This is a genomic window from Bacillus cihuensis (assembly GCF_000504145.1).
Lineage (GTDB): Bacteria > Bacillota > Bacilli > Bacillales > DSM-1321 > Peribacillus > Peribacillus huizhouensis.
Map to the genome: position 1 here is coordinate 1,832,562 of NZ_KI632495.1, position 14,563 is coordinate 1,847,124.

A 14,563-nucleotide genomic window follows, 5' to 3' on the forward strand; every position below is an offset into this window, starting at 1 on the left:
GGGAATGTACGAGATTGCTGAATAGCTTAGGTAGCTACAAAAAAAGAGCCAGATCTCGCAAAATCTTTTTTCAGCAAGAATTAAGTGCGTGTAACACCATATTCTCCTGAGTAAAGTACGAGAACTGACCCTTTTACTAGCTTTTTTCCGGTACAACTAACCATCAAGTGAAAAGTGCATTCACTGATGGATGTTTCACTTATACACTTTCACGCTTCGTTAAATCAAGCTTGTGCATGATTTGTTCGGGAATTATATCTTTTCTTAACGCTATTTCAAAGACTTCTTTCACTGTTTTTACCGGGATGATATCAATTCCATCTATTTCATTCAGCAACGGCTGCATGTTTTCGTGTGGGATAATCACTTTTTTTGCTCCCGCAAGCTTGGCTGCTTTAATTTTTGGAATGACCCCGCCAATTGGTTTTACATGGCCATGAATACTTATTTCCCCAGTCATCGCCACTGTATTTTCAGCAGGGATTTTGTAAATTGCGGAGTAAATTCCACACGCCATCGCAATTCCGGCAGAAGGCCCATCCACTGGACTGCCTCCCGGGAAGTTAACATGGATATCAAATTGGTCAGCAGGAACCCCCATCGATCGAAGGACGGTAATCACATTTTCAATGGAACCTTTCGCCATACTTTTTCTGCGAATGGATTTTCCACTACCACCGATGCTTTCTTCCTCCACAATCCCCGTTATATTAATCGTTCCCTTATCAAGTGCAGGCATGACGGTCACTTCAATTTCAAGTAATGCCCCGCTATTTGGGCCATATACTGCCAGTCCATTAATTCGGCCAACTTTAGGCTTGTCATCGATTTTACGGTCCATTCTTGGCGTCAATTGACTAGAGTGAGCCATCCACGCAATGTCTTCATCTTTAATATAGTTACGATCTTCTGTAATCGAAATACCCGCTAACGTTTGAACCATATTCACAGCTTCCCTGCCATTTCGGGCATATTCAGCGATTGTTTCAAGACCTTTATCACTAATTGTTAACTTCACCTTTTCAGATGCTTTTTTGGCAATTGAAATAATTTCTCCCGGATCGAGCTCCCTAAAGAAGACTTCAATACAGCGCGAACGGATGGCAGGAGGAATTTCATTTGGCGTTCTCGTTGTTGCACCAATCAAGCGAAAATCCGCCGGCAGACCATTTTTAAAAATATCATGGATATGTGTTGGAATATTCGTGTTTTCCTCTGAATAATACGCACTTTCTAAAAATACTTTACGATCTTCTAATACTTTAAGCAGTTTATTCATTTGAATAGGATGAAGCTCGCCAATCTCATCTATAAACAAGACACCACCATGCGCATTGCTGACAGCTCCTTGTTTTGGTTGTGGAATACCAGCTTGCCCCATAGCTCCGGCACCTTGATAAATCGGATCATGAACCGAGCCAATTAATGGATCTGCAATGCCTCGTTCATCAAATCGGGCTGTTGTTGCATCCAATTCAACAAATACGGCTGTTTTTTGAAACGGCGATTTCGCATTGCGTTTAGCTTCCTCTAAAACAAGCCTTGCAGCAGCTGTTTTTCCGACACCAGGTGGCCCATACACAATAACATGTTGTGGATTTGGACCACATAGCGCAGCCTTTAACGTCTTAATCCCATCTTCCTGACCAACAATATCAGCAAATGTAATCGGCCGTACACGTTCTGATAATGGTTCCGTTAACGAAATCGACCGCATTTTTCGCAACTGATCCATTTCTTTTCTAGAGTCACGATCAATCGATACCTTTTGTGTCCTTTGTCCCTTAAGCAAATTCAAAAAATACATACCAATCACAATACCAAAAAACAGCTGAATTAATAACGCGATTCCTGTCCAATTCATTGCCTTTCCCTCCTGCATTCACCAAGTATGTAAATGATAGTATCTCCTCTGCCTGAATGAATCATCCATCTTTTTTACGGAAGTATGTGAATTGAACATGCACAGAAACCATCTTTGGAAACCAGCAAAAAAACTACACTGGCATGAGTAATTGCAAAAGGAAACTCCAGTCACTGAGCGGGCTCCCTCTTTTTCCAGCATTGCGTGCCGGTTTTCGGATTTGCGAGCCGAGTCTGTATATTTTCGTGCCAGATTGAACGATTTGCGTGCCAAATTCGGTACTTTTCGAGCGAGATTGGGGATTTGCGCGCTGAAGTTAAATTTACGAATCCTGCTTCCTATTTTCAAACGAAATAACCTTTTTATTACGGATTTTATAAAAAAATGCAGCTGTTTAGTGGCGGGATGACGCAATCGTCTGGGCAACACCAGTCACTTCGTAGTCTCCATCTCTCCTTTTTCCAGCATGACGAGCCAGATTTTGGATTTGCGTGCCGAGTTTGTTTGTTTTCGTGCCAGTTTGGACGAATTGCGTGCCGGAATCACTGCTTTTCGTGCGCGATTAGAGATTTGCGTGCCGGAGTTAAATTGATGAACCCCGCTTCCTCTTTTCATACGAATTAACCTTTTTATTACGGGTTTTATAAAAAAATGTAGCTGTTTAGCGGCGGGGGGACGCAATCGTCTGGGCAAACTCCAGTCATAGCGTAGGCTCCATCTCTCTGTTTTCCACATTACAAGCCAGATTTCAGATTTACGTGCCGAGTTTGTACGTTTTCATGCCAGTTTGGATAAGTTGCGTGCCGGAATCACTGCTTTTCGTGCGCGATTAGAGATTTGCGTGCCGGAGTTAAATTGATGAACCCCGCTTCCTCTTTTCATACGAATTAACCTTTTTATTACGGGTTTTATAAAAAAATGTAGCTGTTTAGCGGCGGGGTGACGCAATCGTCTGGGCAAACTCCAGTCATAGCGTAGGCTCCATCTCTCTGTTTTCCACATTACAAGCCAGATTTCAGATTTACGTGCCGAGTTTGTACGTTTTCATGCCAGTTTGGATAAGTTGCGTGCCGGAATCACTGCTTTTCGTGCGCGATTAGAGATTTGCGTGCCGGAACTAAAAAATAGCGATTAAAGACAAAAAAAGGGCTGACTCCGCCCCAACATCATCCAGAAACACGTGAAGATAGCACGTATTGCTGTGTGTAGAGTACGAAATCAAACCCTTTTGAAGATTATGCAGATGTTTTATCAGCTGCGTTAATCGTTGTTCCATCTTTAAGAACGAGTTTAGGTGGCTCGTTTTCTGTGATGGCTGCCCCTGTAATGATACATTTGTCAATATCATCACGTGAAGGTAGCTCAAACATTACTTCAAGCATAATGCCCTCAATAATTGAACGTAGTCCACGAGCTCCCGTTTTTCTTTCAATTGCTTTCTTCGCAATTTCAAGTAAAGCATCATCCTCGAATTCGAGAATAACATTATCTAGCTCGAGCATTTTTTCAAATTGTTTAACTAGAGCATTTTTCGGCTTCGTTAAAATATCGATCAATGCCGCTTCATCTAATTGCTCCAATGTAGCAATGACTGGAATACGACCGATGAATTCCGGAATTAAACCGAAGCGCAATAAATCTTCTGGAAGCACTTTAGAAAGCAGTTCTTTTTCTGAAACATCATCTTTCTTCACTTCTGATCCAAAACCAATTACTTTTTGGCCTAAGCGACGTTTAATAATCGGTTCGATTCCATCAAATGCACCACCACAGATAAAGAGAATATTCGTTGTATCAATTTGAATAAACTCTTGGTGTGGATGCTTACGACCACCTTGAGGTGGGACACTCGCAACGGTACCTTCAAGTATTTTCAACAATGCTTGCTGAACACCTTCACCTGATACATCACGTGTAATGGACGGGTTTTCAGATTTACGTGCTACTTTATCGATTTCATCAATATAGATGATTCCTTTTTCTGCCTTTTCCACATCATAATCTGCTGCTTGGATTAGTTTAAGCAAAATGTTTTCAACATCTTCCCCAACATATCCAGCTTCAGTTAATGAAGTTGCGTCAGCGATTGCAAACGGCACATTCAATAGTCGTGCCAATGTCTGTGCAAGTAACGTTTTCCCACTACCAGTTGGACCGATGAGAGCAATATTACTTTTTGCAAGTTCTACATCATCGACTTTACTATTTGAATTGATTCGCTTGTAATGATTGTATACCGCAACCGCAAGAGATTTTTTAGCCTGCTCTTGTCCAATCACATATTCATCAAGAATTTCGCGAATTTCCATCGGTTTAGGAACATCTTTAAATTCAATTTCTTCTTCCGTTCCTAGTTCTTCTTCGACGATTTCTGTACAAAGCTCAATACATTCATCACAAATATATACACCTGGTCCAGCTACCAGTTTACGAACTTGCTCTTGAGTTTTTCCGCAAAAAGAACATTTTAATTGTCCTTTTTCATCATTAAATTTAAACATGGACTCACTCCTTTAAAGAATTTTCCTATATACATAGCTAAAGCGCCTTATTTTTGGACAGAAATAAACAGCTAAGCTCGGTAATAAAAATTTTGATGTAGACCGCATTGTATCATGTTCCAAGTTTTTTTGTAATAAAAATGCTTCAGACATGAAAGTTGTCCAATAAGTACAATTCTTATCGATAATATGTATGTTGCCCGTAATAGGCTTTCCCAAACCTAAAAAACATGACGTGCAAAGGAAGTTAAAACACCAACGGCAAAGGCCGTAGATTATGCACCAACCTTTTTTGAAAACGCTTACTAAGCATTTGATTGAAACATTTCTATAACTCCAAAAGGCTTCAACTATTATAGTATAGGTCGAACACAAGCAATGGCATCATAGATTTCTCACACTAAAAGGCGTAGATCGGAACAATTTCTCTGTTCATTTCTTCCTCCTTTAGAACACGTATTAGTAAGGCAAGGGTCTTTTATTATGTATGTATATGCGGTATTAAAATTAATCTACACTGAATTCATAAAAAAATCAATGCTGAAATTCCCATCAAAATAATTATTTTTTTAAATGATAATTTAAGCTTACTAAAGTCATAGCGGTTAGCGCATGCATATTGTCGAAAATAAGCCTTTTACCGTACTGCTAATGTCAAATTTTCATTTTTTATGTATGAAGGTCATGGGGACGGGGCTTCGCGATTAATTAATATAGCCATTCTACTTTGCAAGTATACTAATTTTATTATAGAAAGTCCCTAAATTCGGCTTCGCACCGCCACCATTGGGATTAGGTGAGTGTAGCGTGCTACTTGCTTAATCCTTCATGGTAGATGGTGGCGTTTTAACGCCATATTTGTTTTGTATGTTTATATTATATAAAGATATTAACTCATTACATTATGTATAAAACAAGGCACGAATGCTCGTGCCTTGCATGTTTCTAATTGTAATACAAAATATGTTGTTTGGCTAAATTTTAATACTTAGCCTCAAACACATTGGCCTTTATTATTCAGCAGCAGCGACTGTTTTGCTGTTTGCAACAAGGAAGTCGATTGCTTTGTTGATTTTAAGATCACCTTTAAGACCTTCTAGGCTACCAAGTGCTTTTTTGATGTTTTCTACATCCATTTTGTACATTTCAGCCATTTTTTCAACCTCTGCATTCACATCTTCGTCCGTTACTTCGATGTTTTCAGCTTTAACGATTGCATCAAGAGTTAGACTTACACGAACTTGGTTTTTCGCTTCTTCTAACATTTGGCCTTTAAGTGCTTCTTCATCTTGTCCTGAGAATTGGAAGTATAACTCCATGTTCAAGCCTTGAGATTGAAGACGTTGTTCGAAGTCTTTCATCATGCGATCTACTTCGTTATTTATCATAACTTCAGGGATGTCAACTTCCACGTTTGCAGTTGCTTGTTCGATAACTGCGTCACGAACTGCGTTTTCTGCTTGGTGTTTTTTGTCATGCTCAAGTTTTTTCTTTGTTTTTTCTTTCAATTCAGCAAGTGTTTCAACTTCATCGTCAACATCTTTTGCGAATTCGTCATCTAATTGAGGAAGTTCTTTTGTTTTGATTTCGTGTAATTTCACTTTGAATACAGCAGGTTTACCTGCAAGCTCAGCAGCATGGTACTCTTCAGGGAAAGATACTTCGATATCTTTTTCTGCTCCTGTTTCAAGGCCAACTAATTGCGCTTCGAAACCAGGAATGAAGCTATTAGATCCAAGCTCTAATGTATAGTTTTCAGATGCTCCACCTTCAAATGCTTCGCCATCAACGAATCCTTCAAAGTCGATCACAACTGTGTCGCCATCAGCTGCTTGTCCTTCTTCTTTTACAACTAGCTCAGCTTGACGTTCTTGAAGAGTTTTGATTTCTTTCTCAACATCTTCGTCTGATACTTCAGCGCTAACTGCTTCTACTTCAAGACCTTTATATTCACCTAATTTAACTTCAGGAGCAACTGTTACATTTGCTTTGAAAATAAGGTTTTGGCCTTTTTCCATTTGTTCAATGTCAATTTCAGGACGATCAACTGGGTTGATTCCTGCTTCTTCAACTGCATTTGCGTATGCTTCTGGAAGAATGATATCTAGTGCATCTTGGTAAAGAGATTCTACGCCGAATCTTTTTTCGAACATTTGACGAGGCATTTTTCCTTTACGGAAGCCTGGTACATTTACTTGTTTTACAACTTTTTTGAACGCAGCGTCTAAACCTTCGTTAACAGTACCAGCTTCTACTTCAATAGTTAGTACGCCTTGGTTACCTTCTAATTTTTCCCATTTAACAGACATGTGTTTCCCTCCAAAAATCTATATACTAAAATGAATAAGCAATGGATGAATCTGCTATGCTATTCCTAACAAGCATCACCATACCCTAATGAATTAGGGTCTGTTCGTTTTATAACAAAACGAGACATTACAACCCCTACATTATAACACAGGTTCCCTCGTTTCAACAGCAATACATTAAATATTCCCATAAGAAAATTCTTCAATTGTATGAATTTGGAGAATCATTTCTTGTACAGAATCCGGACCTACTCCATATTGAACAGCTCTTTCAATGACTGTATCTTCACCTGTTTGATAGCTCTCTGCTACAGCATGGTAGGCACACGCCCAAATTGGAAAGCTGCTTTTCTCAGGTGCGATTGGGTACATGATAAATTGTTGCCTTTCTATTAGAGAAGTGGCCATTGTTAGTAAGGATGGATTTTCTTGTTCTAATTGTGTTGCTACGAGGGACGTAACGGTTTTGAAAAATTCCGTATCCTTCATAGGGAGTATTTCCGTTGGTATGATATCCATCTCTTGTGAGAGCTTTGTTACCCGGACATTTTTATCATATTCCTGTTCTTGGAGAATATGGAGCAAAAGCGTCTTCAGAAAAGGATGCGCGGATTCGTCAAACAGAAATTTTTGAACAGATGGCATAAAAGCTCGAATATTCGTTTCTGATAATCGACTTATATTCCTAAAAATTTCTTCGTCGGTTTTTCCAGCAAACCACTCATCATCAATAAACTCTGCTTCCGTTCGTTTCTCTTCTTCGATTTCTACAGACATATTTTCATTCTCTTCTAAAACTCTAGTACTAAAGGCAAGCATCTTTTTAAATTGATCGATTTTGTCATGAGGTACTTGATTATCATCCAATAGCGCTTCGATTGTCGTAACCATTTCTTCATGCTCATTAAGTTGGAGTAAAACCATTAAATAGATACTTACTATTTGAAAATAGTCACCAATTCCTTTATGAAGCATCTCTTTACACAAGTCCCGCGCTTCTGTATAGAGACCTATTTCGACAAATGAAACGATTAAACCGACATTTACATCGGGGTTCTCAGGATCAATCTCTCTTGCTTGGCTATACAATTCCGCTGCACGCTTAAACTCTCTTTTTTCGATATGTTCCATACCCTTTTCCACTAGCCTACTGCCCAAATTAGGAAACGGAACAACATTTCCTTCTTGCTTTTGTTTCTTTTTACCGTCCATCGTATAACTCCGCCTGTCGATATATTTTTCTAGCAATTAGTTTAGCATTGTTTTCTTCGCAATACAAAAATTAACTAAAAATTGAGTGGCAAAATGGAGTAAATTTACGTTTCATGTGAGTTTTAGGTAAATTATTCAAGAATTAGGCCTAGCATTAGAAATTTGATTTTATCTGTTCTCACTTATACTCATTTACGTGGAACAAATCAAAACAAAAGGACCAGACTTCACTACAACTATATACCTTTCAAATAAGTGTTTGAACACATCATTTTAGGTATTTGTATGAGTCTGATCCATTTGGCCATGCTATGCAATTATTTCGTAGACATAACGTCTATTGTATTTTCATATTTAGAAATTTGCTCATCATATTGCAGTGTGATTGAAATCTCATCCCAGCCGTTTACAAGCATCTCTTTCCAATATGGGTGAATTTCAAACTCCGCAACAAAATCAGCTGGTCCGAAAACCTTTTGATTAGGTAAATCAATTGTGAATTCAACGTCCGTATTTTTGGCTTCCTTCATTAAATAAGATACGTTTTCTGCCGATAAAGCAATTGGTAGAATCCCATTTTTTAAGCAGTTATTTTTAAAAATATCTGCAAATGAAGGCGCAATGACGATTTGAAAACCATAGTCTTGTAGTGACCAAGGTGCATGCTCCCTTGAAGATCCGCAGCCGAAATTTTCACCCGCCACTAGAATGGATGCACCAGCGGCCTCAGGTTGGTTTAACTCGAAGTCTTCACGAAGTTCTCCATTTTCCTTATATCGCCAGTTATAAAATAAAAATTCGCCAAAACCTGTCCGTTCAATTCGCTTTAAAAATTGTTTCGGAATAATCTGATCTGTGTCAACATTGTTTCGGTCTAAAACTGCCGGTTTTCCTCGGTATACCGTAATTGGTTCCATATTGCACCTCCTAAATTAATGTAATTGCATTTCTGATTGGTTTGCTATGTTTCGAATATCAACAAATTTTCCATATAGCGCTGCTGCTGCTGCCATTTCCGGGCTAACTAGATGCGTTCTTGCACCTGCTCCTTGACGACCTTCGAAATTTCGATTGGACGTTGACGCACAATGCTCACCTGCCGGAACAGCATCTGGATTCATTCCTAAACACATGCTACAGCCAGAATCCCGCCATTCAAAACCTGCAGACTTAAAGATTTCATCAAGACCTTCTTCTTCTGCTTGTTTTTTAACCTTTTGTGAACCGGGAACAACCATTGCCCGAACTGCTTGATGCACTTGTTTACCAGTGATCACACCTGCTGCTTTTCGTAAATCTTCAATTCTTGAGTTCGTGCATGATCCAATGAATACATGTTGAACCGGAATATCTGTAATTTGCATACCTTCCTCTAATCCCATATATTCAAGAGCACGTTGTAGTTCTTTTTCATCGATCGTATCACTTGATCCAACTGGAATATTTCCATCTACAGCACTGGCCATACCAGGATTTGTTCCCCAGCTCACCATCGGCGAGATTTGCTGAGCATCAATTGTAATTTCTCGGTCATACACGGCATCTTCATCACTAGCAAGAAGTTTCCATTTCTCCACACATTCTTCAAACTCTTTACCTTTTGGTGCAAATTTTCTGCCTTTTAAATAAGAGAAAGTTGTTTCATCTGGGCTAACTAACCCAGCACGTGCTCCGCCTTCAATCGACATATTACATACTGTCATACGCTCTTCCATTGACATATTTCGGAACACTTCACCACAATATTCAACAATATAACCATTTCCGAAATTCACACCGTATTTAGCAATCACGTACAAAATAACATCTTTCGCCGTTACGCCAAATTGTAACTTTCCATTCACTTCTAGCTTTAACGTTTTCGGTTTTGTTTGCCACAATGTTTGTGTTGCAAAAACATGCTCTACTTCACTTGTTCCAATCCCAAACGCAATCGAACCGAATGCACCGTGAGTTGATGTATGGCTATCTCCACAAACAATCGTCATCCCAGGCTGTGTTAATCCCATTTCCGGACCAATTACATGAACAATTCCTTGATCAGGACTTTTCAAATCTGCAAGCTCAATTCCAAAATCACGGCAATTCGTTTCAAGAGCCGTCAACTGCTTCAAAGCAATCTCATCTTGGATAAAATAACGATTGATCGTCGGCACGTTATGATCCATCGTCGCAAACGTCCGATCTGGTCGCCTTACTTTCCGACCTTTCATTCGTAATCCCTCAAAAGCTTGCGGTGAAGTAACTTCATGAATGAAATGCAAATCAATATATAATAAGTCCGGTTTATTTTCCTCTTGATGGACAATATGTTGCTCCCAAATTTTTTCAATAATTGACTTTCCCATGCTTTTTCACCTCGCAAATTTATTAAGCTAGCTGTTTTCATTTATGAAGAATAAAAGGTTGAAACACTTAACTTAAACAGCTTTCTAATCCTATGGCTCTGTTATACATGTTATTGATTTTGTTTCTGGCACTTCAATCAACAAATCAGAAATCACATATTTCTTTAACAAAGCCAATCTTTTAAAAGTTAAGCTAGACAATGTGTAAAAACCTAAAATGTCACATTCGCTCAAACTTACCTAAGTGGCGCTAGTTTATGGTTTTTATACATTCTTCCTTCATAAGAAAAATCCAGGTTGTTTCTTTTTAGTTTCTGTTAAAAATAATTGTTGATTGTAATGCAGGCTTTTCGTGATCCACTTGTAAATGCAATCAACATGATTCTTAAGCATAACTTTTTTAAAATAGCTCAAAAAAGTCGCTTCCTCCATCTAAAGGACTGTAGGAAGGCTTATTTGAGCCATCTTCTTAATGAATCAAAATTATTTATTTGACGTTGTAACTTCGCTTAGAAGAGTCGCTTTAATTTCAGCAATCATTTCTTCAGTCGACAAGCTTTCTGTACTTTTCCCTGCGATATCCTTCGTTCTGAACCCTGAGTCAAGGACAGAATGAACCGCCTTTTCAATCGCTTCTGCTTCTTTTTCCAATCCGAACGATAGTCTAAGCATCGATGCAGCTGAAAGAATCGTCGCAATCGGATTCGCAATGTTTTGGCCAGCAATATCTGGTGCGGAACCATGAATCGGTTCGAACAAGCTAGGTCCTTCAACGGAAATCGATGCGGAAGATAGCATACCGAGTGAACCTGTAAGAACAGATGCTTCATCACTTAAAATATCCCCAAACATATTTTCTGTGACCACAACATCGAATTGTCTAGGATTGCGAATTAATTGCATGGCAGCATTATCGACTAGCATATGCTCTAATGTAACATCAGGATAATTCTTAGCCACTTCCTCAGCCGTTTCACGCCATAATCTACTTGATTCAAGCACATTCGCTTTATCGACAGATGTTACTTTTTTCTGTCTTTGGCTCGCAATTTCAAATGATAGCTCAATAATTCTTCTCATTTCTTCTTTTTGGTAAAATAGCGTATCAACGACCGCTTCTTTCCCTTCAAAAGTTGTCCGTTCACTTGGTTTCCCGAAGTATAAGCCCCCAGTTAATTCTCGTACAATAATAAAATCAACGTCTTCAATTATTTCTTGTTTTAATGGAGAGGCTTCTGACAAACTAGAAAAATAGCTAATTGGCCGTAGATTGGCATAAAGATTTAAATCTTTCCGGATTTTCAACAACCCGCGTTCCGGGCGTAAATGAGGGGGCTCATTATCCCATTTTGGTCCACCAACGGCACCTAGAAGAATTGCATCACTTGATTTACACAATTCAACCGTTTCATCTGGAAGTGGCGAACCTGTTGCATCAATCGCCGCCCCACCAATTTGACCATATTCAAAAGTGAATTCATGATCGAAACCTTCAGCAACAGCTTCGAGTATTGTAACTGCACCTCCCGTCACTTCTTTTCCGATACCATCTCCAGGCAATACTGCAATTTTCCTTTTCATCTTTCTCTCCTTTCTAGAGGATGTTCAAAAAAATGAGTAAAACAGCTGTTGAATTTCTTTATCTTTTAGATTGAGGCTGTCTCATAAGGAGTCAGACTCCTTATAAGACAGCCTCTTAAGCTTTTCGAATTTCTAGACTGTTAATTATCGTTTAATGAACAAAACTTCTCGCTGTTATTGTAAAACGGGCTCTTTTTCACTTAGATAAATAATGCGATTTACCGCATTTAAATACGCTCTTGCAGATGCTTCTAACACATCTTGATGTAGGCCTCGTCCGCTCGTTTCCATTCCGCGATAACGAACTTTCACATAAACTTGTGCCAATGCATCACGACCTGCTCCAACAGATTGGATACGATAATCAAGCAGATTCACTTTATTATCCAGACATCTTTCTAGTGTATTGTAAAGAGCTTCTACACTTCCAGCGCCTGTAGCCGCTTCTTGAATAAGATCTGTATTTCCATTTTTTAAGGTAACAGTTGCCGTTGGAACTTGGTTCGTTCCATACGTAATCTGTAAAGAATCTAATTCAAAGAATCGATCATCTTTTGACATTTTTTCTTCAAGAACAAGTGCAGCTAGATCTTCATCTGTCATTTCTTTTTTGCGATCTGCCAATGCTTTGAATTGGACGAATAGGCGATTCATTTCTTCATCGGTTACATATAATTTCAACTCATCCAGACGGTTCTTAAATGCATGTCGTCCAGAGTGTTTGCCAAGAACTAATGCATCTGCAGAAACTCCGACAAGTTCAGGTGAGATAATTTCATACGTTGACTTCTCTTTTAAATAGCCATCCTGATGAATACCGGATTCATGGGCGTATGCATTTCTGCCGATAATCGCTTTGTTTGGTGGAATGACCATACCTGTCAATTTACTGATCATATCGCTTGTTCGTTTAATTTCATTAAGCGTAAGCCTTGTATTTGCTTGATAATGGTCACTACGGATATGTAGCGCTACTGCGACTTCTTCAAGTGCTGCATTCCCAGCTCGTTCACCGATTCCGTTAATCGTGCCTTCTACCTGAGTGGCACCTGCTTCAATTGCAGCCAGTGAGTTTGCTGTAGCCATCCCAATATCATCATGACAGTGTGTTGATAATTGCACCTTATCAATAGAAGGAACATGGTTGCGCAGATACGTAAAAATTTCGGCATATTCCTTTGGCGTTGTATAACCAACCGTATCTGGAATATTAATAATTCTCGCTCCTGCACCAATTACCGCTTCTACAATTTCAGCTAAATAATCAAGCTCAGTCCGACTTGCGTCCTCTGCTGACCATTGGACAAGCGGAAAGCGACTAGCAGCATACGCTACTGTTTGTACTGCGCGTTCCACAACTTGTTCTTTTGATAGCTTTAATTTATATTCACGATGGATAGGAGAAGTGGCAATAAACGTATGCAATCTTGGCTCCGCACCGTCTTTTAACGCTTCCCACGCTGCATCAATATCACTTTGCACCGCTCGCGCAAGCCCGGTAACCGAGCTTGTGCGAATTTTTTTAGCGATTTCTTGAACGGATGCAAAATCACCTTTTGATGCTGCTGGGAATCCCGCTTCGATAATATCTACGCCTAATCTTTCTAATTGGAAAGCAATTTCTATTTTTTCAGAAAAGTTCAGGTTCACGCCTGCTGATTGCTCACCATCTCTAAGAGTAGTATCGAAAATATTAATTTTTCGCAACAGTCACCACCTCTTTCTTAGCTTTTTGTTGCTGTTGTACAAAAGGCATCATTTCGCGAAGCTTACGGCCTACTACTTCAATTTGGTGTTCGTTTTCACGGTTATTGATTGCTGTGAATACTGGACGATTCGCTTGGTTTTCTAGAATCCAGCCTTTAGCAAACTCGCCATCTTGGATGTCTTTTAGTACCTTTTTCATTTCTGCTTTTACATTTTCATTGACAACACGTGGTCCTGAAACGAAATCTCCCCACTGAGCTGTATCAGAAATGCTATAACGCATGTTTTCTAATCCGCCTTCGTACATTAAATCGATGATCAGTTTCAATTCATGTAAACATTCGAAGTAAGCTACTTCTGGTTGGTAACCAGCTTCTGTTAATGTTTCGAATCCAGCTTTTACTAAAGAAGTTAGCCCACCACAAAGTACAGCTTGCTCTCCGAATAAATCTGTTTCTGTTTCTTCTTTAAATGTCGTTTCTAAACCACCAGCACGTAATGAACCGATTCCTTGAGCATAAGCAAGAGCTAACTCTTGAGCTTCGCCCGTTACGTTTTGATAGATGGCAAATAATGCTGGTACACCTGCTCCTTGCTCATACGTACGTCTTACAAGGTGACCAGGACCTTTTGGAGCAACTAGTAGAACATCTACATCTGCAGGCGGTACGATTTGATTAAAGTGAATGTTAAATCCGTGAGCGAAAAGCAAAGCTTGACCTGCTTTTAGTACTGGTTGGATTTCTTCTTTGTATACCTTTGGTTGCATTTCATCCGGAAGAAGGATCATGATTACGTCTGCTTGTTCTGCTGCTTCTTTAACAGAGTAAACTTGGAAACCATCTTCTTCTGCTTTATCCCATGAATTTCCTTTTCTAAGACCAATTACTACATCAACACCGCTGTCGCGAAGGTTTTGTGAATGAGCGTGTCCTTGTGAACCATACCCGATTACCGCTACTTTTTTATTTGCTAAATACGTTTCGTTTGCGTCACCGTTATAATATACTTTTGTCATTTTAATGCATCTCCCTTTTTCTC

At 39.3% G+C, this 14,563-nt stretch carries 9 protein-coding genes; all 9 read right to left on the reverse strand.

Annotation, left to right across the window (positions count from 1 at the left end; translation table 11 throughout):
• Window positions 1–199: 199 nt before the first annotated feature.
• On the reverse strand, window positions 200–1,864 hold the full coding sequence (lonB, locus tag V179_RS0114575) for an ATP-dependent protease LonB (protein ID WP_028392123.1): 1,665 nt from the start codon (window positions 1,862–1,864) through the stop codon (window positions 200–202).
• 1,235 nt (window positions 1,865–3,099) lie between these two features.
• Complete coding sequence (clpX, locus tag V179_RS0114585; RefSeq protein ID WP_028392125.1) at window positions 3,100–4,365, reverse strand: ATP-dependent protease ATP-binding subunit ClpX; 1,266 nt, start codon at window positions 4,363–4,365, stop codon at window positions 3,100–3,102.
• A gap of 1,013 nt (window positions 4,366–5,378) precedes the next feature.
• A complete protein-coding gene (gene tig, locus V179_RS0114590) occupies window positions 5,379–6,674 on the reverse strand; it encodes a trigger factor (protein WP_028392126.1) in 1,296 nt (431 codons plus the stop codon).
• Window positions 6,675–6,851: 177 nt separating this feature from the next.
• Window positions 6,852–7,886, reverse strand: coding sequence for a tetratricopeptide repeat protein (locus V179_RS0114595; protein ID WP_028392127.1), 1,035 nt, complete (start codon window positions 7,884–7,886; stop codon window positions 6,852–6,854).
• Window positions 7,887–8,203: 317 nt separating this feature from the next.
• Window positions 8,204–8,803: a 3-isopropylmalate dehydratase small subunit gene (leuD, locus tag V179_RS0114600; protein ID WP_028392128.1), complete on the reverse strand. Its 600-nt coding sequence runs from the start codon at window positions 8,801–8,803 to the stop codon at window positions 8,204–8,206.
• 15 nt (window positions 8,804–8,818) lie between these two features.
• Window positions 8,819–10,234, reverse strand: a complete 1,416-nt coding sequence (gene leuC, locus V179_RS0114605; protein ID WP_028392129.1) for a 3-isopropylmalate dehydratase large subunit — start codon at window positions 10,232–10,234, stop codon at window positions 8,819–8,821.
• Window positions 10,235–10,717: 483 nt separating this feature from the next.
• Complete coding sequence (gene leuB, locus V179_RS0114615) at window positions 10,718–11,815, reverse strand: 3-isopropylmalate dehydrogenase (RefSeq protein WP_028392130.1); 1,098 nt, start codon at window positions 11,813–11,815, stop codon at window positions 10,718–10,720.
• A gap of 174 nt (window positions 11,816–11,989) precedes the next feature.
• The gene (locus tag V179_RS0114620; protein WP_028392131.1) at window positions 11,990–13,522 is read right to left on the reverse strand and encodes a 2-isopropylmalate synthase; all 1,533 of its coding nucleotides are present in this window, start codon (window positions 13,520–13,522) and stop codon (window positions 11,990–11,992) included.
• Window positions 13,509–14,540 (reverse strand): ketol-acid reductoisomerase, encoded by a 1,032-nt coding sequence (gene ilvC / locus V179_RS0114625; protein WP_028392132.1) that lies wholly within the window; start codon window positions 14,538–14,540, stop codon window positions 13,509–13,511. Before ilvC ends, V179_RS0114620 begins: the two co-directional genes overlap by 14 nt.
• Window positions 14,541–14,563: the final 23 nt, after the last annotated feature.